Here is a 19,651-nt window from a genome sequence, read left to right as displayed (position 1 = left end):
GACACGACTGACAACGGCGCGGCGCGACACCGCGCCGTTTCTTTTTTGGGCCGCCCGGCGCCATCTCCAAGGCATGCCGTTCGACGACACCGCCGCCCGCCTGCGCGCCTGCCGCCTCTGCCGGGACAGCCCGCTCTACGGCGCGCCCCTGCCGCAGGAGCCGAGGCCGATCGTCCAGGGGAGCACGGGCGCGCGCCTCTGCATCGCCAGCCAGGCCCCCGGCACCCGGGCGCACCGGACCGGCCTGCCCTTCATGGATCCCTCGGGCGCGCGCCTGCGATCCTGGCTCGGCCTCGACGAGGCGCGGTTCTACGACCCCGCCCGGGTCGCCATCGTGCCGATGGGCGCGTGCTTCCCCGGCCTCGACGCCAAGGGCGGCGACCGGCCGCCCCGCCGGGAATGCGCGGAGCGCTGGCGGGCGGAGCTGTTCGCCGGGCTTCCGGACCTCGCGCTGATTCTGGTGATCGGCCAGTACGCGCAGGCCTGGCACCTGGGTAGGCTGGAGGACGGGCTCACCGGCACGGTGCGGCGCTGGCGGGAGATCCTCGCCGAGCCGCGCCGCCCCCGGATCCTGCCCCTGCCCCACCCGTCCTGGCGCAACAACGGCTGGCTCAAGCGCGAGCCCTGGTTCGAGGCGGAGCTGCTGCCGGTGCTGAAGGCGGAGGTGGCGCGGGTGCTGGCTGGGTGAGGTGAACCCCGGCGTGGCGTCCTGAACCCCGCAGCGTCGCGCCGGGGCTTCACGCGCCGAAGGCGGACTCGACGGTGCCGCGTTTCGCGCATTACAAACCTGCGTGCGGATGGTCTGGGACGAGTCGAAGCGTCAGAAGAACCTGAAGGATCCTCCCGAAGGTCATGGCCTGGACTTTGCCGATGCTCAAGCACGCTTCGCGTGGGAGACGGCGCTCGTCACCGAATCCTACGCCAGCACGCGCGGCGGGCGCCGCTTCAAGGCGGTTGGATTTCTTGATTCCGAGCTTGTGACCCTCACGTTCTCGATGCTTGGGACGGAAGCTGTCTCGGCGATCAGCCTGCGACCTGCGAGCCGGAAGGAGCGGAAAGCCTATGACCACGCGTGAACGGCCGCGGCGCAAAGCGCCCGCTCTCGGCGAGGCCGAGGAAGCGCGCCTGCAGGCCTCCATCGCCGGGGATCCCGATGCAGCGGAACTGACCGATCTGGAATTGGCAAACCTGCGCCCCGCGCAGGACGTTCTGCCGCCTGCCCTCTACGCCGCCCTCACCGCGCGGGGACGTCCGAAGGCCGAGATCAAGCGCGTGTCCCTGACGCTGCGCGTCGATCCCGACGTGCTGGCCGCCTACAAGGCGGACGGTCCTGGCTGGCAGGCGCGCATGAATGCGGCGCTGGCGAAGGGGGCGCCGCGCGTGCCAGCGCGGGCCAAGGCAGCGAAGTCAGGCTGACAGCACAGAAGCGCCGCGCCACACGCCCGGCGGTGATGCAGCGTGTCAGGGTGCTCGGGCGTCATGAACAGGCGCAGGTCCGTCCCGGCTTGTCCCTGCCACACCCGGCCTCGCGCAACGACGGCTGGCTCAAGCGCGAGCCCTGGTTCGAGGCGGAGCTGCTGCCGGTGCTGAAGGCGGAAGTTGCGCGGGTGCTGCAAGATGAGCCCGGTTCCTCGGATCACGGTGATGCGTCGGGCAAGAAGCGCCACGGCGGCAGCGGCGCCACAGGGCAGAAGCATTTGCCGGGGCGATGGATTATGGCGAAGCATTCCCTTGAGTGAGCCGGCTCATTGAGACAGGATATTGCATCAGCCGAACCTTCGGAGTGGGTTGATCAATGTCAGATGCGCAACGCCGCCGCACGTGGCTCGAAGGCTACAGCCTGACGACCGCCGAAATTCTCTATCACGTGCCGGATTACCCGCATCTGCTGCAGACCTTCGTCTGGCAGCAGCACGATCTCTTCCCGCAACTGCCGGAATTGCGAAAATTTTTGGCTTTCTGGCAGAGCAGGCTCGACGGGCCTTTGCATTCCGTGAAGGTCATGCATTGCCAGCTCCTGAAGCCGGCCGAGCTGCGCGCCGTGTCGGGCGACTTCCTGCTTCACTGAATGCGGCCCCCGGTTAGGCGCAAAAAGTTTGTGGATGCAGAGTCTCGAAGCCGTAGCCGATCGCGCTGCGTACGGCCCATGGCAGGGATGCCACCGTCTCCGAATGGCGCGCGCGTTCCCTCCCCCGTGGGGGCTCCGATGTTCACGCATCGCGAGCCGGCACCGCGCGTCACCCTCCCCCGCAAAGGGGGGAGGGAGAGGCGCGTGGCTTCAACCGCTGCGCCTCTTCTCCGAGAGAGATATGGGCCCATCGTCGTCCTGCCCGGACTGGCTGGGCCTCGGTCGCGCATTGACACGCTTCGCCGGGCCGTGATCCCTGCCGCGACCCGGAAGGACGCCCGATGCCCGAGATTGCCGACCCCCGCGACCGCCTGATCGTCGCCCTCGACCTGCCGGGCGTCCCCGAGGCCGAGGCGCTGATCGACCGGATCGGCGACGCCGCCACCTTCTACAAGATCGGCTACCAGCTCGGATACGCGGGCGGTCTCGCGCTCGCCGAGCGCCTGGCGGGACGCGGCCTCAAGGTCTTCCTCGACCTGAAGCTCCACGACATCGGCAACACCGTCGAGGAGGGCGTCCGCTCGGCCTCCGGCTCGGGCGCCACCTTCCTCACCGTCCACGCCTATCCCCAGACCATGCGGGCGGCTGTCCGCGGCCGGGGCGCGAGCCTGAGGATCCTCGCCGTCACGGTGCTGACCTCCTACGACGATGCCGACGCCGCCGAGGCCGGCTACGGCCTGCCGGTGGCGGACCTCGTCGCCCGGCGCGCCGCCCAGGCCGCCGGGATCGGCATCGACGGCCTCGTCTGCTCGGCGGCCGAGGCGGCCGCGGTCCGGCGCATCGTCGGGCCGGACCGCCTGATCGTCACCCCGGGGATCCGCCCGGCGGGCGCGGAGGCCGGCGACCAGAAGCGGGTGATGACCCCCGGCGAGGCCCGCAAGGCCGGGATCGACCACGTCGTGGTCGGGCGCCCGATCACCGGCGCCGCCGACCCCCGCGCGATGGCCCGGGCGATCGTGGCCGAGATGGCCTGACCGGAAAGCATTGTTTTCGCGCGGCCCGGATCCACTTCGCGCAGGGCAGGAGAACGAGCATGACGAAGGGCTATTGGATCGCGCGGGTCGATGTCCGCGACGCGGAGGCCTACAAGGACTACGTGGCGGCCAACGGCGCCGCCTTCGCCAAGTTCGGCGGGCGCTTCCTCGTGCGCGGCGGCGCCCACGAGGCGGTGATGGGCCTGGCCCGGTCGCGCAACGTGGTGATCGAGTTCCCGAGCTACGAAGACGCCCTCGCCTGCTGGAATTCCGACCTCTATCAGGCCGCCAAGGCCAAGCAGCGCGGCGGAGTCGAGGCCGAGATCCTGGTGATCGAGGGCTATGACGGCCCGCAGCCCAGCACCTCCGAGCCGGCGCCGGAGGCGGGGGCGGCTTCCGAGTAGAGGTTTGGCCAGGCGGCGAAGACCGCAACCGGCCGAGCCTCAGCGCCGCGCCGGTGCCAGGCTCCGCAGCAGGAACGCCGTCATGGCCTCCACGGACGGCGCCGGCTGGAGCGGCGACTTCCCGACCAGCACCGGGTGCGTGTAGCGGGCGATCGCGGCGTGGACGCAGGCCGCCGCCTCGGCGGGATCCGCGGCCTCGAAGACGCCGCGGGCTACGCCGTCGCGGATGATCCGCTCGATCCCGGCGGTGATCCGGGCGACGTGGTGGCGGCAGACCTCCCAGCTCTCCGCCATCGCGGCCTCGATCATCTCGTGCAGCCGCGGAAAGGCCTCGCAGCGCCGGGTGCAGTCGCGGTGCAGGGTCTCGATCGCCGCCACGAACCGACCGGTCGGATCGAGGCCCGGCCGGTCGGCGATCTCCGAGATCAGCGCCTCGACCTCGCCGATCAGGCGCTCCAGCACCGCCTCGTTGATCGCCTTCTTCGAGTCGAAGAAGCGGTAGACGTTGGCCGGACTCATCTTCAGCGCCCGGGCGATGTCGGCGACCGTCGTCTTCTGATAGCCGATCTCGCGGAAATACGCGTCCGCCGTCGCGAGGATGCGGCTGCGCGTGTCGGGCGCGCTGTCCTCGCTCAGGCAGGGGATCGTGTCGTCGAGGGACATGCGTCCTCACTAGGGCATGCGGGCGCGGAGCGTCAAAGACGCTGGTCCGGCCGAAGGTTCCCCTGCGGCCGGTGCGCGCCGCGCGGAACCGGGCCCGGCGGCACCCATTGCCCCGGCATCCGGCCGCGACCGCGGCACCTGCGAGGGATGAGCGATGACGTTGACCGACACCCGGGCCCTGATCACCGGGGCCGATTCCGGCATTGGGCAGGCGACCGCCGAGCTGTTCGCCCGGGAGGGGGCCGACGTGGCGATCACCTACCACACCGACGAGGCCGGCATCCGCGAGACCGCCGCCCGGGTCGAGGCGGCCGGGCGCCGGGCGCTCGTGCTCCAGCTCGATGTCGGCGATCCGGCGGCTGTGAACGCGGCCTTCGACCGGATCGGCAGCGAGTTCGGCACCCTCGACATCCTGGTGGCCAATGCCGGGCAGGCGATGAGCGGCGTGCCGGTGGCCGAGATGGACGACGCGCTTTTGGAGCGGATCCTGCGGGTGAACCTGATGGGCCCGCTGTTCTGCGCCCGGCCGTTCATCAGGATGCGCAAGGCGCACGGGGGCAACGGCAAGATCGTGTTCGTCTCCTCCGTGGCCCAGCACCTGCCGACGCCGGAGAGCGCGCCCTACGGCATGTCCAAGGCCGGGCTCGGCTCCTTGTGCCGTTCGCTGTCGCGGGAGATGGCCGAGGACCGGATCAACGTCAACAGTGTCGCCCCGGGCCTGATCGAGACCCCGATGACCGCCGACCGGTTCGAGAAGCCGGAGGTGCTCGACCGGTCCCTGGAGCGGATTCCGTTCCACCGGGCCGGCCAGCCGGAGGAGATTGCCCGGGCGATCCTCTACCTCGCCTCGGCCGCCTCCGCCTACGTGACCGGCCATACCCTGGTGGTGGATGGCGGGCTGACGATGCAGTGGGGCGGGGCCTGAACGAAGGAAGGCGCCGGACCCGGTCCGGCGCCTTCCTTGGGAACGCGTATGGACGTTCAGCTCACGAGCCGAACTGCGAGCCCAGCCGCTCGAGGTATTCGGCAAGGTCGACGCCGCCGACCCGCTTGCCGTAGTCGAACCGCATGCCCTGGCGGATATCGACGCTGGCATCCCGCGTCGTCAGCGTGAACGGGCGGACGCAGACCCAGGCGCCGTCGCGGCGGTGCTCGAAGTAGCCGAGGATCTCGTGCTTGGCCATAACCTGTCCTCCGGGTCGGTGTTTGGAGACACAACGGTCATGCCGGCCGCAGGTTCGCGCGGTGCGACTGTTTTTCGTGCCCGGTTCCGGCGGTCCAGCGTATTCGGAAGCCGGAGGTCGCCGGACTGACCGGAGCTGGTCTCGCCGGAGCTTAGCCGTGACTGGCCTCCGGTCGTTCCCGCGGCGAGAAGAGCTCGGCGGCCGAAGGGGCGTGGGGCCTCGTTCCCGCGGGCTGCCGGCTTCACGGGTTTCGGTCGAACTCGGGCCGGAACGGCCCCGCCCCTCCCGTCCCCCGACGAGCGGGGCGGGAGAGGCGCAGCCCGGCCCGGGATGCCGGTGCCCCGGATCGGCCTGCGCGTCGCAGGGTCTCCTACCGGTCGGCCTTCGCGCCGGACGTGGTCAGCGCCATGTAGCGCTCGGTGGTCGGCCCGATCAGCTTGCGCACCGCCTCCGCCATGCCCTGCTCCTCCTTCAGCGACTGCTGGAACGCCGTCCGGTGCCCCTGCTGGCCCGCGGCATCGCCGATGACGAGCAGCGACTCGTAGGCCGCGATCTCGAAGTTTTCGAAGGCGTGGTTGGCGTAGGTGTTCTTCAGGATCTCGTCCTGGGCCGGGGCGTGGCCCAAAGCCATCATGTTGCCGACGAAGCCCAGAAACCCCTCCTTGAGCGCCGAGGGGGTGTCGCCCAGGCTCTGGAGCGCCTCCTCCAGACGCTGGCGCTGGCCGTGCGTCTCCTCGATGTGGCGGCGCAGGGCCTGCTCCATCTCCGGGTAGCGCTCCAGGCGCTCGACCTGCCGCTCCATGATCTGCAGCGCCTGCATCTCGACGGCATGGGTGTTCTTGAGGGCCGTGACGTAGATCTCGCGCGCGTCTGTTGTCATGGCGATACCTCTTTTGAGTTGTGGGCGCTGCCGCCCATTCAACCAAGAAACGCAGGCGTCGCGCGGCCAAGTTCCGGGTCGCGCAGCCCGGACAGGAGGTCGCGGGTGCCGCGCCGAGCCGGCCTCCCGCGAACCTCCCGGCGCTACGAGCCGGTCCGAGCGCCGGCATCCGCGGTCTCCAGCCCCTCCGCCCGCAACGCGCGCCGCACGGTCTCACGGGAACGCGCGCGGCCGTACCACGCCTGGAGATGGCCCAGGGCGTCGACGTGGATGTCGGCCCTGTCGGACGCGGTCAGCCGGGACGCCTGACCCCAGCCCGTGAGCGCGTCGCGGTAGGCGTCGGCCACCGTGAAGTCCGGGCCCATCGGGAAGGCACGGTCGGCGCGGGGCCGGTCGATCCAGGCGTAGCGCGCTTCGAACTGCAGACGGGGCGCGGCCGGCCCGACGACACCGGGCGGGCGGTGGCGGTCGACCAGGCCGTGGCCGCGCGCATCGCGCGGAAGATCCGGGACCTGCAGGGCCGGTCGGGGCCCATCAATGCATCGCGGGGCCGTGCGCGATCCGCTGCTGCTGCGCCAAGTGCCGGCCGATCTCGAGCAGCAGGGTCTCGGTCAGCGCCAGGATGGGCGCATCCTCGACCTGCGAGACCGCGTTGTGCAGGGACAGGCACAGGTCCGCGGCCCGGTTGAGGGCATCGATCAGGCTGCCATCGCGCTGCGCGAAGGCCGGGCCGGCGGATTTGCTGTCGGAGATCTCGACGATCACCCCCCGGCCCGTGGTCGGGCGTCCGTGCTCGTCGAGGTAGAAATGCCCGCGGGTGAACACCCAGCGCAGCCGGCCCGCCGGCGAGCACACGCGGTACTCGGCCGTGTACGAACTGCCGGATTGAACGCAGTCCAGGATGACCTGCGCGATATGCGCCTGATCGTCCGGATGGATCGCCTCCAGGATCTCCGACAGGCTGACCCCGTCCCGCGACCGGGCGGGGCTGATGTTGAACAGCAGGGCGCTGACCGAGTCGGCGCGGGCCATGTCGGCGCGGATGTCCCACATCCAGAAGCCGACGCCGCCGGAGGTCTCGAGGGCCGCGGCGAGCGCGGCCTCGGATACGACGTCGTCCGCCGCTTGGTCCATCTGAACTGTCCCCCGCCCGACCGGCATTCCGCGCCGTGTCGCCGATCCGCCTCATCGGCTTCCTCAACCGGAGATCGATGATCACGCATATCGTGTCTACAGCAGGTGTATGCCGCGCCTGCATCCGGCCTGTGCGCCCAGCGCCGATCCCCCGCGGCGCGTGCCGAACCGCCGCGTCTTGTGCGGCGTCGACGTCGAGGCTGGACAACGCCGCGTCACCAGCCCGGCCGGCAACGCCACGGCAATCACCGGGCGCGCGTGATGCGGCAAAGCTTGGCAGAGGCTCCGTTCTTCGCGCGTTGATTGAAGCCGCCGCCCCGGTTCGAACGGACGTGGAGCGCCCGCCGGCGCAGACTGTGCCTGTCTGTTCTCCGCAATCGCTACTGAGGCGGGGCCATATTATTAGTCCTGGCGGCGAGTTCGCGAGATCGGAGCATGTTTTCGGATATTCGGACGGAAAATTAGTTGTAGGGAACCTCCCGATTCGGCGCTATGGGGGACGAGCACGCAAATCGGAGACCAGGATGCGCCGCCTAGCACTCGAATCCGCAGTGCTGTCTCTGCTGGCATCCACGGTCGTCTTCCCGGTCACGGGCTACGCGAAGCCGAAGCAGGTCCGGCTGCCCATGCTGGAGGTGCCCGACGACCTCGGTGTCGTACCCGAGAGGCCCAATCTCGCCAATCGCGCGTTGATGCTGAGAGCCCCGATCGAGTTGTCGGATCCGAACGACCGGCGTGTCCACGCGCGCGAGCAGCGCCTCTGGAGCCGGCTCAACGGCTCCCTGTGCGTGGGTTGCGGCGGGGCCTCCGCCGTGCGCCAGGTCAACTTCGTGGATCCGGTCGCCGTCCTGAACGCGAAGCCCGCCCGCATCGCGGAGACGGTCGTGGCGCGCCGCGTGGCCGCCCCGGCGCGGTCCGCCCGTGTCCAGCTCGCCCATCGGCGTCCGAACCGGTCGCGCCTCTTCGCGTATTACAGCCGGCTGCGCTACGCCGTGCTGAAATGGCGCCGGCACCACGCTCACCACCGCCGCCGGATCCGCGCCGTCCAGCACGGTGCGGCATCGCCCGCGTAGGGCGCCGGTCCAGACGGCGTCAGGCCGCCCGCAGGGCCTCGATCTCGGCGAGCGTGACCGCCGTGCGGGCCTGGAGCGTGCCGAGCATCGGCGCGACGTCCTCCCCCGCCCGGCAGGCGGCCTCGACCGCCCGGCAGGACTCGGCGAGCCCGGCGAAGCCCACCATGCTGGCCGCCGACACCATCGCGTGGGCGTCCAGCATGAGCCGGTCGCGGCTCGTCTCGGGGGCGGCGGTACCGAACCGTTGGGTGAGTTCCTTCGCCAGCATCGCCAGCAGGTCGTTCATCCGGGCGCGGCCGACCATCTCGGTCATCTCGTCGAGGACGGCGCGGTCGACCGTGCCGGCCGGGGGTACCGCCGCGGACGCGCCGGTCCAGCGGTCGATCACGGCGAGCAGGGCCTGCGCGCGGAACGGCTTGCCGACATGGTCGTCGAGCCCGGCCGCACGCAGCTCGGCCACCTGCTCCGGCAGGACGTTCGCCGTCATCGCCACGATCGGCAGCCGGCCCCGCCGGTCGCCGAGCGCGCGGATCCGCCGTGTCGCCGCGATGCCGTCCATCACGGGCATCTGCACGTCCATCAGCACGAGGTCGTAGGGCCGGGCCTGGACCGCCGCCACCGCGTCGACCCCGTCGCCCACCACGTCGACCGCGTGCCCGGCCCGTTCGAGGATCGTCCGGGCGAGGTCCTGGTTCAGCGGCACGTCCTCGGCCAGCAGCAGGCGCTTGCCGGTCGCGCGGACGACCGCGGCGGACGGGGCTGCGACGGGCGCCACCGGCGCAACCTCCGGGAGGGCGGCCTCGAACCAGAAGATCGAGCCGCACCCGACCGCGCTCGCGACGCCGATCGTGCCGCCCATCAGCTCGACGAGGGATTTCGAGATGGCGAGTCCGAGGCCCGTCCCGCCGTATTCGCGGCTGATCGAGCCGTCGACCTGCGAGAAGCGCCGGAACAGGCGGTCGCACTTGTCCGCCGGGATGCCGATCCCGGTATCGTGGATCTCGAAGCGCAGGCGGCCCGGGCCGGCCGCGACCGTCAGGCCGATGCGCCCCGCCGGGGTGAACTTCACCGCGTTGTTGAGCAGGTTGAGCAGGACCTGGCGGAGCCGGTCCTCGTCGCCCTCGACCCAGACCGGCAGGTTCGGGTCGCGGGTGACGGCGAGCGCGAGGCCCTTGCGCTCGGCCGAGGGGCGCACGATCGAGACCGCGTTGTCGATGAGGGCTTCGAGGGCGAAGGGCCGGGGCACGATCTCGATCTGCCCGGCCTCGACCTTCGAGAAGTCGAGGACGTCGTTGACCACCGTCAGGAGCGCCGCCCCGGCGGTGCGGATGCGGTCGGCGTGCCGGTGCGCCGCCGGCCCGAGGTCGGGCTCGTCGAGGAGCAGGTCGGCGTAGCCGATCACCCCGTTGAGCGGCGTGCGGATCTCGTGGCTCATGGCGGCCAGGAACTCGCTCTTGGCCGCGCTCGCCCGCTCCGCCTCCAGCCGCGCCGCGTCCGCCACGGCCTTGGCGGCGAGGAGGTCGGCCTCGGCGGCCTTGCGGGCGGTGATGTCGATGTTGAGGCCGATGACCCGCTGCGCCCGCCCGTCCGGCCCGGGGGCGGCGCGTCCGACGCCGTTGATCCAGCGCACGCCGCCCGCCGGATCAGGGACCCGGAACTCGATCGAGAACGTCTCCCCCGTCTCGGCGGCCGCCGCGGCGGCCTGCAGGGCGCGCTCGCCATCCTGGCGGTCGATCAGGGTGAGCCAGGTCTGCGCGTCGAGCCCATACTCCCGATCGGTCTCGATCCCGTGCAGGCGCGCGCTCTCCGCCGACCACGTGATCCGGCCGCTGTCGAGGTCGAGGTGCCACGTGCCCGCCTTGGCGGCCTGCTGGGCGAGGAGCAGCAGCCCGCTCGCCTCCTCGACGGCGCGCCGGGCCGTCACGATCTCGTCGATGTCGAGGGCGGTGCCGAGCATCCCGACCATCGCCTCGCCCTGCCAGATCGGCAGGACCACGACCTTGTGCCAGCGATAGGTGCCGTCGTGCCGCCGCAGCCGGCCCTCGACCTCGTAGCCGGTCCGCCGGTCGCGCGCCGTGCGCCACAGCTGCTCCATCCGCTCCGCATCCTCCGGGTGGTTGCGGGCGAGGCGCGCGGCCCGGGACGGGCCGATCGGACCGTAATAATCCCCGAAGCGCCGGTTGACGTAGGTCGCCTCCCCGGTCTCCACGGAGGCGATCCAGACGAGCTGCGGCAGCGCGTCGGCGAGGGCCCGGTAGCGTGCCTCGCTCAGGCGCAGGGCGTCCTCGGCGGCCTTGCGGGCGCTCACGTCGCGCAGGGTGGCGACGTAGCCGTCGGCCGCGCCGGTCGCCCGATCGCGGGTCAGGCTGAAGGAGATCTCCAGCCAGACCCACTGGCCGTCCCGGTGCCGGTAGCGCTGGCAGGTCAGGGCCTGCGTGGTGCGACTGCTGGTCAGCGCATCGAGGACGGCACGGTAGGCCGCCACGTCCTCGGGATGGACGAAGTCGAGGGGCTGCGTCCCGATCAGGTCCTCCGGATCGTAGCCCAGGACGGCGCGCACGGCGGGCGAGACGTAGCGGCGGCAGGTCGTCAGGTCGGACCAGATGACGATGTCGGTGCTGTTCTCGGTGAGCAGCCGGTAGCGGCGCTCGCTCTCCTCCATCGCCTGCTCGGCGATCCGGTGCTGCGTCACGTCGGTGAAGGTCAGGATCGCGCCGCCATCCCCGAGGGCCGAGCGGCGGACCTCCAGGGTGATCCCGGTGGGCAGGCGCCAGTCGAACAGGGGCGGCAGCGCCCCCAGATCGCGCCCGGCGCTCCCGAGCCGCAGCTTGGCTTCGGCGGCCGCGAAGTCGCCCCGGGCGCGCTGGTAGGCGTGGATGTCCGGGAAGGCGACGCCTGCGCGCAGCACGTCGCCCGGCAGGTCGAGCAGCTCCGCGGCGCTGCGGTTGAACACGCGGACCCGCTGCGCGGCGTCGAGCACCACGAGGCCCTGGTTCATGCTCTCCAGCGTTCCGCGCAGGAGCAGGTCGGTCTCGTGGGCGCGCCGCTCGGACCGGACGAGGTCGCTCACGTCGAGGAGCATGCCGTGCAGGGCGACGAGCGCGCCGTCGGGCGCGTATTCGGGCACGCCCTGGATGATCGTGTCGAGGCCGGTGCCGTCCGGCCGCACGATGCGGGCGCGGACCTGATAGGGGGCCGCCGGCCGGACTCCGGACAGGATCCCCTCCACGCGCGCGATCACGGCCGGGCGGTCGTCCGGATGATAGCAGGCGAAATGGTCGTCGAAGGCGAGGTCGCGCGCGTCCGGCGCCCCGAGGAGGCGTGCGAGCCCGGCCGAGCGGGTGACGCGGCGGGTCGTCGGATCGAGGCGCCACTGGCCGAAGCCGGCCGCGCCGTCCCAGCGCTCCGGATCGCGCCCGGAGGCGGGGCTCGGTGGTGCGGCCGGGGGAAGCGCGTCTGCGTCTGTCTGCATCAGCGCGGGCGGATCCGTTCGATCGGCGCAGACCGCGCCCCGAAAGCACCGACGGTGCTGGTCGGCTGCAGCTTTCTCACCCGATGGTTGCGGATTCCTTGCCGACCGCCTGCGGCATGGACGCTCTCGACTGGCGGGCCGGGCATCGCTGGCGGGCCGCTCCCGTCGATCTTGCCGGTCACGAAGGTGAACACCGACCGTTCCCCGAGGGCGCCGCCGCCGGCGGACAGGCCGCTGTAGGCGCCCGACCACGTGAAGGGGCCCGGCAGCACGCGGTTCGGCTTGACGCGGTTCGGCTTGTCGCGGTTCGGCTTGGCCGAAGACGGGAGATCGGCGGCCAGCGCTGGCTGCGATACGCGGACGGGACGAAGTCCGGAACCCGCGGTGGGTTGCACTCTGTGACGTACCAGGCACGCGTGAATGTCATGCTGCCCAGAGCTGTCTGCTGAGGCGTCATGATGAACGACGGCGCTGCGTGGCACCGGTGACCGCTGATGCAAATCGGCATCATCGATCGCCCGGAAGCGATATCGACATCGGGGGTTCAACCCTGGGAACCATCCCGGCAGCCTGGGGCTTCCTGGGCGGGCCGCGGATGGTTTTCCTTCCATCGCGGGCTCGTGGAGCATGTCCGTCCCCACCGGGGCGGCGAGAGAGGATTTTCCCCGTGCGTCATTCGATCATCACCGCCGCGCTGCTCGCCGCCCTCGGCGGGACCCTGGCGCTTCCGGCCTCCGCCGCCCCGATCGCGCCCGCCGCCGTCGCCGCGCCCGCCGGCCTGGTCTCGACCGTCCAGATGGACCGGATGGAGCGCCACATGATGCGCCGCCGCATGGAGCGTCGGATGATGCGCCACCGGATGGAGCGTCACATGATGCGTCGCGAGATGCATCACCGCATGATGCACCGCATGTAAGTCCGACCCGCCGCGGGCCGGCCGAGGGCCGGATTCGCGGCGGCCCGACCGGAGGGTATCGCGTACGCCGTGACCGTCGGAGGCCTGCCGCAACGCCCCACGCGCCGGGCGCTCAGAAATCGGCGGTGAGGGAGGCCAGGAACGTCCGGGGCGATCCGTAACTCAGGACGGACGACCCCACCGACGCCCAGTACCGCGCGCCGCCCGCGTTCTCGACGTTGAAGCGCGCCGTCAGCGGCGTTCCGTTCGCCGTGACGCTGTAGCGGATACCGAGATCGAGGCGCGCCCAATCCGGAATCCTCTGCGTGTTCGCCTGATCGTAGGATTGGGCCGACGCGTAGATCACGCGTCCCGTCAGGGTGAGGTCCTTCAGGAGCCAGGCGGGCAGATCCACCTCGCCGCCGAGGCTGAGCTGCGCGGCGGGTGCGCCGGGGGCGACGTGGCCATCGGAGAGGCCGCCCGCGGTCCTGGCGAGGCGTCCGTCGAGCAGCGTCAGGCCTGCCAGCACCCGCAGCCCCTCGACCGGCGCGCCGAAGACGTTCAGGTCGAGGCCCTGATTGCGCTGCTCGCCGTCCAGGGCGAAGGTGAGCGTCCTGGGATCGAGAACGCCGAAGGGTTGCCGGATCTCGAACGCCGCGAGGGTCAGCCCGACAGGACCGAGATCGAGCTTGGCGCCGGTCTCCACCTGACTGGTCCTGACCGGCGGCAACGCCGCACCGGCGTTGCGCGCGTTGGTGGGCGGGTTCGGCCCGAATCCGAAGCCTTCCGCGTAGCTGACATAGAAGGACAGGTGATCCCAGGGCTTGACGATCAGCGCCGCGAGCGGGGTCGCTGCCGCCTTGTCGTAGCGTGACTGGAATCCGCCACCCGGCCGCGCGTAATCCCGCTGAACCTCCTGGAGACGGCCGCCGGCGATGAGCTGGATGGCCCCGTCGAGGACGGAGAGGGTGTCGGTCACCGCGACGCCGTCGTAGCGCGACTGGGTCGTCACCTCCGGGCGCGCCGTCGGCCGGGCCGGTCGCGGCACGAAGACCGGCGCGTCGAGCCGTGTCCGGATCTGCGCGGTGATGGACCTGGAGAACGGCTCGTCGGCGCCGTAATGCGTGACGACGAGGGCGACTGCGTGATCGACCGGCCCTGTCTGGAGACGGCCGCGCAGGCCGACCTCCCCGGTCCACTGCAGGTTCTCGGCGGAGATGGTTCCCAGCGCCTGCACGACCGCCCCCGATCGGCCCGTGATCGTGGGATTCGTCGCGAAGAAATCGCGCTGCGACCGCGAGCCGCCGAGGGCGCCGAACAGCGTGACGTCCGGCGTGAGATCGTACTCCGCGCGCAGGACGCCGAAACCCTGATCGATGTCGCTGCGCTCCCACGGCTGCTGCACGTTGCGGGTGAGCTTGGGCGCCCTCGGGATCGGCACGCCCGGCAGAACCACCAAGCCGTAGCTGCTCGCGTCCATGTCGATGTGCTGGTACCCGGCATCCAGGCTCAGCCGGAGGTCCGCCCCGCGATAGTCCAGGCCGAGCGTCAGGACCCCGAATCCCTGGCGCTGGTGGTCGAGCGGGGTCGCTCCGTCCCGAGAGGCACCGTTGATCCGGACGCCCACGGCGTTGCCGTCCCCGAAGCGCCGGCCGAGATCGAAGGCCGCGCCGACGGTGCCGCGCGCCAGGACCTGCGCCGTGATGCGCGTCAGCGGCGTTTCGGCGGCCCGCTTGGGGACGAGGTTGATGACGCCCACCGCGCTCCCGGAGGGTGGGAAGCCGTACAGGAAGGCCCCCGGGCCGGTCAGGACTTCGACCCGCTCGAGCCCCTCGACCGCGGGCTGGTACGGGGAGGCGAGTCCGTACAGGCCGTCGAACGCGAAGTCCCGGGCGTTCACCCAGAAGCCGCGGACCTGGATGTTCTGCTGCGTGGTGAAGGGCGGCTGCGCCGGAAGGACGGCGGCGTTGTTCGCCAGCACGTCGCCGAGCGTCCGAGCCTGCTGATCGCGGATCAGCGCCGCGGTGTAGTTCGCCTGCGTGAACGGTGTGTCGAACAGGCCGCGATTGCCGAGGAACCCGACCCGGCCGCCGCTCGCGACCTGGCCGCCGGCGAAAGCCTCCGGCGGCTGCCCGATCGTGCCGGTGGGCGGCGGAAATTCCGGCCGCGCTGCGCCGCCTTGGGTTTCCACCGACAACGCGTCGAGCATCACATGGCCCGGTGACGGGGAGCCTCCGGTTCGGGACGCGACCGGATTTGCGGTCCGGGGGACGTCGGCGAGGTGGGTCCGGCCCGGCGCCGTGTGATGCATCCGCTCGGACGGGGCCGCCTCCGGTTGTGCGGCCAGGACCTGTCCCGTCGCAGGGGCGCCCGTCGCCGTGATCGCCATGGCGGCGAGTGCCGCCCGCGACCTGGGGCGACCTCCCCCAAGCTTTCGCAAGACGTGACGAAGGAAACGGGTGCCGCCACATGGGTTCGAACGCATCGACCTACCGGCTTGCTTTGCTGATATGGCCGACCGCTATGAAAAATGAATGGATCGAGTCAACATATGTCTTTAAGAATTCGAACAGTTCTGATTTTCTGTACGACCGATCGGTCGGAACTCATCGGTTCGTCTGCGGAGTCCGGTCGGATTCAGACTTTCGAGTTTCACCACTGGATTGTCGTGGGTACCCGGGGCGGCGTGAATCCGGAGGGCCCCCGCTGCGACGGGGCACGGTCGATGGCCACCGGCAACGCTGCCGAATCGCTGTCGAGCGTGGACACGCCGCGCATCGAGATGCCTCCGCACGGTCAAGCCGATCGAACCAATCCCGGCGCGGTGCGTTTCAGCCCACCGATAGGAGAACTGGAATCATGAAGGCGCTTCTGACGGCGGCCGCTTTGAGCATCGGCATTCTGGGTGTGGTCGGCCCGGTCATGGCGCAGCCCCGCCCCTACGACGACGATTACGGCTATCGCGACCGGGGTTACCGGGATCGCGGCGATTACGAGTCCCGCGATCGGGGCTACCGCGACCGGGACGACGACTATCGCGGGCGCGCCACCTACGGGTTCGACGAGCGCGAGTATCTGCGCTGCAACCCGGATGTCCGCCGCGCCATCGCCAACGGCCAGATGGAATCCGGCGCCGCGCATTGGCGGGTGTTCGGGCGCAAGGAAGGCCGTCGGCTGACCTGCTGATCGGCTCTGTCGGGATCGTGCCGCCCCCGTCGGGGTGCGGCACGCCCTGAGCGTGCGCGGTCGCTTCCGGCCTTCTCAGGTCCGACCCCGGCATGCCACGGAGTCCCCATGTTCGACTTCAGCCAGCTCCGGTGCTTCGCGGCGGTCGCGGAGGAGCTGCATTTCGGACGCGCGGCCGCCCGTCTGAACATGACGCAGCCGCCCCTGTCGCGGCAGATCCAGGTGCTGGAGCGTGTCCTCGACGTGCGGCTCCTGGAGCGCACCAGCCGCTCCGTCCGGCTGACCGCGGCCGGGCGCAGCTTCTTGCCCGAGGCGCAGCGGATCCTGCGGCTCGCCGAGGGCGCGGCTCACGTCACCCGGCAGGTCGCGGCGGGACGCGCCGGCATCCTGAAGCTCGGCTTCACGGCGGCCTCGGCCTACGATTTCCTGCCGCGCCTCGTCATCGTGCTCCGGCGGGCGCTGCCGGAGGTCACCCTCGCGCTGCGGGAGATGGTCAGCCAGGATCAGGTCGAGGCGCTCCGCGCCGGCAGCCTCGACGCCGCCCTGGTGCGGCCGCCCGTGACGCATCCGGATCTGCGTTCCGTCCGGGCCCTCGCCGAACCCCTCGTGGTCGCGCTGCCCGCCGAAAACCCCCTGGCCCGGCGCGCCCGGCTCGCACCCGGCGACCTCGGCGGCGAAGCCCTCATCGCCTACGCGCCGAACGAATCCCGCTACTTCCACGACCTCGTCCTCGGCCTGCTCACCGAGGCGGGTATCCAGCCCCGGATCGTGCAGCAGCTCACGCAGATCCACTCGATCCTGGCCCTCGTGCGGGCCGCCCTGGGGATCGCGCTGGTCCCGGCCGCGGCCGAGTGCCTGCGCTTCGAGGGTGTCGTCTTCCGTCCCCTCGCCCTGCCGGTCCCGCGGCCGGTCGAGCTGGTCCTGGCGTGGCGGCGCGACGCGGACGATCCCCTGATCGCCCGCCTGATCGCGATCCTGTCGGACGGGCTGGCGGACGGGTCCGGGCGCGCCGGTTGATGCCGCCGGCGCATCGATCGATCCAGCCTTTGGCTTTGACCTTCGCGCGGAAGGGGCGCCTGATGGCGCGGACGGCGCGGACGGCGCGGACGGCGCGCAGACGCCCGGAGCTGCAGGGATGAACTTCGCGATGGACAGCCTCACCAACCGCTTCAAGGCCGCCCTCGCCGAGGGGCGCCAGCAGGTCGGCCTGTGGTGCAGCCTCGCGAGCCCGATCTCGACCGAGATCGTCGCCGGGGCCGGGTTCGACTGGCTGCTGCTCGACATGGAGCACTCGGCCAACGACCTGCGGGACATCTACGTCCAGCTCCAGGCGATGATGGAGAACGCCACCAACCCGGTGGTGCGGGTCCCGAGCGACGATCCCATCGCCATCAAGCGCATCCTGGATGCCGGCGCGCAGTCGCTGATGATCCCCAACATCGACGATGCCGCGCAGGCCGAGCGCGTGGTCGCGGCGACCCGCTACGCCCCCCGGGGCATCCGCGGCTTCTCGCAGGCCCCCCGGGCCGCCCGGTTCGGCCGGATCCCGGACTACCACACGCGCTGCGAGGCCGAGATCTGCGTGATCGTCCAGGTCGAGTCGCGCCGCGCCTTGGACAATCTGGACGCGATCACCGCCGTCGCGGGCGTCGACGGCGTGTTCATCGGGCCCGGCGACCTGTCGACCAGCCTCGGCTATTTGGGCCAGCAGGGACACCCCGAGGTGGTCCGCACCATCGAGGAGGCCGTCGGCCGGATCGCGAAGGCCGGCAAGCACGCCGGCATCCTCACGCCGAGCGAGGAGCTGGCCAAGCGCTACATCGCGGCCGGCACCCGGTTCACCGCCGTGGGCTCGGATCTGGGCCTGCTCGCCCGCAACGCCGAGGCGCTGGCCGGGCGTTTTCGGACGGCAAGCTAGCCCGAAGAACGGCCCAATCCTGGTTTCGAAAGGTCGAGACCTTTCGCGGGTGCAGGGCAGCGCCCTGCAAGATTCTCGGGGCCAGAAAACTCGGGGCTCTGCCCCCGAGACCCCGCCAAAGGGATGCTCCCCTTGGACTCCACTGCATTGTGTCGAAAGGATTTTGCGATGCAGGCCGCCATTGAAGCCCCGCCCCGCCCCCAAGCCGCCGGCGACGTGCCGCGCACGATCCGCCTGAGCGCGCACGACAACGTCGCCATCGTGGTCAACGCCTTCGGGCTGCCGGCCGGCACGGTTTTTCCGGACGGGCTGGAACTCGTCGAGTTCGTGCCGGAGGGCCACAAGGTCGCGCTCAGCGACATCCCGGAGGGCGGCGCGGTGCGCCGCTACGGCGAGGTGGTGGGCATCGCCACCCAGGCGATCCCCCGGGGCGCCTGGGTGGAGGAATCCCGGGTCGCGACACCGCTGGCCCCCGCCCTCGATGCCCTGGAGCTGGCCACAAGGGTGCCGGCCCCCCTGCCCCCGCTGGAGGGCTACACCTTCGCGGGCTACCGCAACGCGGACGGGTCGGTCGGCACCAAGAACATCCTGGCGATCTCGATCAGCGTGCAATGCGTCGCCGGCACCCTCGACGTGGCGATCCGCCGGATCAAGCAGGAACTGCTGCCGCGCTACCCCAATGTCGACGACGTGGTCGGCCTGACCCACGCCTACGGTTGCGGCGTCGCCATCAACGCCCCCGAGGCGGTGGTGCCGATCCGGACGCTCCAGAGCCTCGCGCAGAACCCGAATTTCGGCGGCGAAGTGATGGTGGTGGGGCTCGGCTGCGAGAAGCTGGTTTCGGAGCGCCTGCTGCCGGATGCCGGCGCGGCCGGCGACGGGGTGGTGCGCCTGCAGGACGAGCGCCACCGCGGCTTCTCGGCGATGATCGACAGCATCCTGGCGATGGCCGAGGCCCGCCTGGAGGTGCTGAACCGGCGCACCCGCGAGACCTGCCCGGCCTCCGACCTGGTGGTCGGCCTGCAATGCGGCGGCAGCGACGCCTTCTCGGGGGTGACCGCCAACCCGGCGCTCGGCTTCGCGGCCGACCTGCTGGTCCGCTGCGGCGCCACCGTACTGTTCTCGGAGGTGACCGAGGTGCGCGACGCCATCCACCTCCTCACCCCGCGCGCCAAAACCCCGGAGGTCGCCGAGGCCCTGATCCGCGAGATGGCGTGGTACGATGCCTACCTCGCCAAGGGCGAGGCCGACCGCCGGGCCAACCCCTCGCCCGGCAACAAGAAGGGCGGCCTCAACAACATCGTCGAGAAGGCGCTTGGGTCGGTGGCCAAGTCCGGGACGAGCGCGATTTCCGGCGTGCTGGCCCCGGGCGAGCGCGTGCGCGAAAAAGGCCTGATCTTCGCCGCGACCCCGGCGAGCGACTTCGTCTGCGGCACGCTGCAGCTCGCCTCGGGCATCACCCTACAGGTGTTCTCCACCGGCCGCGGCACGCCCTACGGTCTCGCCCAGGCGCCGGTGATCAAGGTCGCCACCCGGACCGAGCTGGCCGAGCGCTGGTCCGACCTGATCGACCTCGATGCCGGCCGGATCGCCACCGGCGCGGCGACGATCGAGCAGGTCGGCTGGGAGCTGTTCCACCTGATCCTCGACGTGGCGAGCGGGCGCAAGCGACCCTGGTCCGACCAGTGGGGGCTGTTCAACGACCTGACCCTGTTCAACCCGGCGCCGATCACCTGACGG

Annotated in this window: 22 protein-coding genes and 1 pseudogene; 15 read left to right on the top strand and 8 right to left on the bottom strand. The window is 71.1% G+C overall.

All coding sequences use genetic code 11. From position 1 onward, the window contains the following. Positions 1 to 73 precede the first annotated feature (73 nt). The 7 genes and pseudogenes from MKK75_RS29330 (at position 74) to MKK75_RS29300 (ending at position 3,506) form a co-directional block, all read left to right on the top strand. Entirely contained in the window at positions 74 to 688 is a 615-nt protein-coding gene (locus MKK75_RS29330; protein WP_244046008.1) for a uracil-DNA glycosylase family protein, read from the top strand. 109 nt (positions 689 to 797) lie between these two features. After that, positions 798 to 1,076: a BrnT family toxin gene (locus MKK75_RS29325; RefSeq protein ID WP_244046007.1), complete on the top strand. Its 279-nt coding sequence runs from the start codon at positions 798 to 800 to the stop codon at positions 1,074 to 1,076. Further along, positions 1,063 to 1,416, top strand: coding sequence for a BrnA antitoxin family protein (locus MKK75_RS29320; protein ID WP_244046006.1), 354 nt, complete (start codon positions 1,063 to 1,065; stop codon positions 1,414 to 1,416). The genes MKK75_RS29325 and MKK75_RS29320 overlap by 14 nt, the downstream gene beginning before the upstream one ends. Before the next feature lie 89 nt (positions 1,417 to 1,505). After that, a pseudogene (locus MKK75_RS36465) lies at positions 1,506 to 1,613 on the top strand (uracil-DNA glycosylase family protein); the annotation flags it as partial. A gap of 182 nt (positions 1,614 to 1,795) precedes the next feature. Beyond that, the gene (locus tag MKK75_RS29310) at positions 1,796 to 2,068 is read left to right on the top strand and encodes an usg protein (RefSeq protein WP_244046005.1); all 273 of its coding nucleotides are present in this window, start codon (positions 1,796 to 1,798) and stop codon (positions 2,066 to 2,068) included. Between the two features lie 341 nt (positions 2,069 to 2,409). Further along, a complete protein-coding gene (gene pyrF, locus MKK75_RS29305) occupies positions 2,410 to 3,102 on the top strand; it encodes an orotidine-5'-phosphate decarboxylase (protein ID WP_244046004.1) in 693 nt (230 codons plus the stop codon). Positions 3,103 to 3,161: 59 nt separating this feature from the next. After that, the gene (locus MKK75_RS29300) at positions 3,162 to 3,506 is read left to right on the top strand and encodes a DUF1330 domain-containing protein (protein ID WP_244046003.1); all 345 of its coding nucleotides are present in this window, start codon (positions 3,162 to 3,164) and stop codon (positions 3,504 to 3,506) included. A gap of 39 nt (positions 3,507 to 3,545) precedes the next feature. Here the strand turns inward: MKK75_RS29300 and MKK75_RS29295 are convergent, their stop codons facing one another. Next, positions 3,546 to 4,169 (bottom strand): TetR/AcrR family transcriptional regulator, encoded by a 624-nt coding sequence (locus MKK75_RS29295; protein ID WP_244046002.1) that lies wholly within the window; start codon positions 4,167 to 4,169, stop codon positions 3,546 to 3,548. Between the two features lie 154 nt (positions 4,170 to 4,323). Between MKK75_RS29295 and MKK75_RS29290 the strand changes: the two genes are divergently transcribed. Next, on the top strand, positions 4,324 to 5,094 hold the full coding sequence (locus tag MKK75_RS29290; protein WP_244046001.1) for an SDR family NAD(P)-dependent oxidoreductase: 771 nt from the start codon (positions 4,324 to 4,326) through the stop codon (positions 5,092 to 5,094). 61 nt (positions 5,095 to 5,155) lie between these two features. Here MKK75_RS29290 and MKK75_RS29285 read toward each other — a convergent pair whose 3' ends face one another. From MKK75_RS29285 to MKK75_RS29270, 4 genes are all read right to left on the bottom strand, one after another. Next, positions 5,156 to 5,353, bottom strand: a complete 198-nt coding sequence (locus MKK75_RS29285) for a hypothetical protein (RefSeq protein ID WP_012318739.1) — start codon at positions 5,351 to 5,353, stop codon at positions 5,156 to 5,158. Positions 5,354 to 5,723: 370 nt separating this feature from the next. Continuing rightward, positions 5,724 to 6,233, bottom strand: a complete 510-nt coding sequence (locus MKK75_RS29280; protein ID WP_244046000.1) for a ferritin-like domain-containing protein — start codon at positions 6,231 to 6,233, stop codon at positions 5,724 to 5,726. A 143-nt stretch (positions 6,234 to 6,376) separates the two neighbouring features. Beyond that, positions 6,377 to 6,598: a hypothetical protein gene (locus MKK75_RS29275; protein WP_244045999.1), complete on the bottom strand. Its 222-nt coding sequence runs from the start codon at positions 6,596 to 6,598 to the stop codon at positions 6,377 to 6,379. 169 nt (positions 6,599 to 6,767) lie between these two features. Further along, positions 6,768 to 7,367, bottom strand: coding sequence for a PAS domain-containing protein (locus MKK75_RS29270; RefSeq protein ID WP_244045998.1), 600 nt, complete (start codon positions 7,365 to 7,367; stop codon positions 6,768 to 6,770). A gap of 524 nt (positions 7,368 to 7,891) precedes the next feature. Between MKK75_RS29270 and MKK75_RS29265 the strand changes: the two genes are divergently transcribed. Then, entirely contained in the window at positions 7,892 to 8,440 is a 549-nt protein-coding gene (locus tag MKK75_RS29265; protein ID WP_244045997.1) for a hypothetical protein, read from the top strand. A gap of 19 nt (positions 8,441 to 8,459) precedes the next feature. Here MKK75_RS29265 and MKK75_RS29260 read toward each other — a convergent pair whose 3' ends face one another. Both MKK75_RS29260 and MKK75_RS29255 read right to left on the bottom strand, forming a co-directional pair. Continuing rightward, positions 8,460 to 11,912 (bottom strand): PAS domain S-box protein, encoded by a 3,453-nt coding sequence (locus MKK75_RS29260; RefSeq protein ID WP_244045996.1) that lies wholly within the window; start codon positions 11,910 to 11,912, stop codon positions 8,460 to 8,462. Beyond that, positions 11,912 to 12,307, bottom strand: a complete 396-nt coding sequence (locus MKK75_RS29255; protein ID WP_244045995.1) for a hypothetical protein — start codon at positions 12,305 to 12,307, stop codon at positions 11,912 to 11,914. The genes MKK75_RS29260 and MKK75_RS29255 overlap by 1 nt, the downstream gene beginning before the upstream one ends. Positions 12,308 to 12,579: 272 nt before the next feature. Here MKK75_RS29255 and MKK75_RS29250 point away from each other — a divergent pair, with 272 nt between their 5' ends. After that, complete coding sequence (locus tag MKK75_RS29250) at positions 12,580 to 12,828, top strand: hypothetical protein (protein ID WP_244045994.1); 249 nt, start codon at positions 12,580 to 12,582, stop codon at positions 12,826 to 12,828. A gap of 112 nt (positions 12,829 to 12,940) precedes the next feature. Here the strand turns inward: MKK75_RS29250 and MKK75_RS29245 are convergent, their stop codons facing one another. Further along, positions 12,941 to 15,196 carry a TonB-dependent receptor gene (locus MKK75_RS29245; protein WP_244045993.1) on the bottom strand — a complete coding sequence of 752 codons (2,256 nt, stop codon included), beginning with the start codon at positions 15,194 to 15,196 and terminating at the stop codon, positions 12,941 to 12,943. Positions 15,197 to 15,532: 336 nt separating this feature from the next. Between MKK75_RS29245 and MKK75_RS29240 the strand changes: the two genes are divergently transcribed. From MKK75_RS29240 to garD, 5 genes are all read left to right on the top strand, one after another. Further along, entirely contained in the window at positions 15,533 to 15,670 is a 138-nt protein-coding gene (locus tag MKK75_RS29240; RefSeq protein WP_244045992.1) for a hypothetical protein, read from the top strand. Further along, positions 15,667 to 15,993 carry a hypothetical protein gene (locus MKK75_RS29235; RefSeq protein ID WP_244045991.1) on the top strand — a complete coding sequence of 109 codons (327 nt, stop codon included), beginning with the start codon at positions 15,667 to 15,669 and terminating at the stop codon, positions 15,991 to 15,993. The genes MKK75_RS29240 and MKK75_RS29235 overlap by 4 nt, the downstream gene beginning before the upstream one ends. Before the next feature lie 108 nt (positions 15,994 to 16,101). Continuing rightward, a complete protein-coding gene (locus MKK75_RS29230; RefSeq protein ID WP_244045990.1) occupies positions 16,102 to 17,010 on the top strand; it encodes a LysR family transcriptional regulator in 909 nt (302 codons plus the stop codon). A 130-nt stretch (positions 17,011 to 17,140) separates the two neighbouring features. Continuing rightward, a complete protein-coding gene (locus MKK75_RS29225) occupies positions 17,141 to 17,911 on the top strand; it encodes an HpcH/HpaI aldolase family protein (RefSeq protein ID WP_244046083.1) in 771 nt (256 codons plus the stop codon). A 168-nt stretch (positions 17,912 to 18,079) separates the two neighbouring features. Continuing rightward, a complete protein-coding gene (gene garD, locus MKK75_RS29220; protein ID WP_244045989.1) occupies positions 18,080 to 19,648 on the top strand; it encodes a galactarate dehydratase in 1,569 nt (522 codons plus the stop codon). Positions 19,649 to 19,651: the final 3 nt, after the last annotated feature.

It is taken from the genome of Methylobacterium sp. J-030, assembly GCF_022829545.1.
In the GTDB taxonomy this organism is placed as follows: Bacteria; Pseudomonadota; Alphaproteobacteria; order Rhizobiales; family Beijerinckiaceae; genus Methylobacterium.
This window is presented reverse-complemented; position numbering and strand designations above follow the sequence as displayed.

Excerpts from the sequence above, each read along its gene's own strand:
- MKK75_RS29330 (WP_244046008.1), top strand. The coding sequence starts at position 74 with ATGCCGTTCGACGACACCGCCGCCCGCCTGCGCGCCTGCCGCCTCTGC.
- MKK75_RS29325 (WP_244046007.1), top strand. The coding sequence starts at position 798 with ATGGTCTGGGACGAGTCGAAGCGTCAGAAGAACCTGAAGGATCCTCCC.
- MKK75_RS29320 (WP_244046006.1), top strand. The coding sequence starts at position 1,063 with ATGACCACGCGTGAACGGCCGCGGCGCAAAGCGCCCGCTCTCGGCGAG.
- MKK75_RS29310 (WP_244046005.1), top strand. The coding sequence starts at position 1,796 with ATGTCAGATGCGCAACGCCGCCGCACGTGGCTCGAAGGCTACAGCCTG.
- pyrF (WP_244046004.1), top strand. The coding sequence starts at position 2,410 with ATGCCCGAGATTGCCGACCCCCGCGACCGCCTGATCGTCGCCCTCGAC.
- MKK75_RS29300 (WP_244046003.1), top strand. The coding sequence starts at position 3,162 with ATGACGAAGGGCTATTGGATCGCGCGGGTCGATGTCCGCGACGCGGAG.
- MKK75_RS29295 (WP_244046002.1), bottom strand. The coding sequence starts at position 4,169 with ATGTCCCTCGACGACACGATCCCCTGCCTGAGCGAGGACAGCGCGCCC.
- MKK75_RS29290 (WP_244046001.1), top strand. The coding sequence starts at position 4,324 with ATGACGTTGACCGACACCCGGGCCCTGATCACCGGGGCCGATTCCGGC.
- MKK75_RS29285 (WP_012318739.1), bottom strand. The coding sequence starts at position 5,353 with ATGGCCAAGCACGAGATCCTCGGCTACTTCGAGCACCGCCGCGACGGC.
- MKK75_RS29280 (WP_244046000.1), bottom strand. The coding sequence starts at position 6,233 with ATGACAACAGACGCGCGCGAGATCTACGTCACGGCCCTCAAGAACACC.
- MKK75_RS29275 (WP_244045999.1), bottom strand. The coding sequence starts at position 6,598 with ATGGGCCCGGACTTCACGGTGGCCGACGCCTACCGCGACGCGCTCACG.
- MKK75_RS29270 (WP_244045998.1), bottom strand. The coding sequence starts at position 7,367 with ATGGACCAAGCGGCGGACGACGTCGTATCCGAGGCCGCGCTCGCCGCG.
- MKK75_RS29265 (WP_244045997.1), top strand. The coding sequence starts at position 7,892 with ATGCGCCGCCTAGCACTCGAATCCGCAGTGCTGTCTCTGCTGGCATCC.
- MKK75_RS29260 (WP_244045996.1), bottom strand. The coding sequence starts at position 11,912 with ATGCAGACAGACGCAGACGCGCTTCCCCCGGCCGCACCACCGAGCCCC.
- MKK75_RS29245 (WP_244045993.1), bottom strand. The coding sequence starts at position 15,196 with ATGGCGATCACGGCGACGGGCGCCCCTGCGACGGGACAGGTCCTGGCC.
- MKK75_RS29240 (WP_244045992.1), top strand. The coding sequence starts at position 15,533 with ATGGCCACCGGCAACGCTGCCGAATCGCTGTCGAGCGTGGACACGCCG.
- MKK75_RS29235 (WP_244045991.1), top strand. The coding sequence starts at position 15,667 with ATGAAGGCGCTTCTGACGGCGGCCGCTTTGAGCATCGGCATTCTGGGT.
- MKK75_RS29230 (WP_244045990.1), top strand. The coding sequence starts at position 16,102 with ATGTTCGACTTCAGCCAGCTCCGGTGCTTCGCGGCGGTCGCGGAGGAG.
- MKK75_RS29225 (WP_244046083.1), top strand. The coding sequence starts at position 17,141 with ATGGACAGCCTCACCAACCGCTTCAAGGCCGCCCTCGCCGAGGGGCGC.
- garD (WP_244045989.1), top strand. The coding sequence starts at position 18,080 with ATGCAGGCCGCCATTGAAGCCCCGCCCCGCCCCCAAGCCGCCGGCGAC.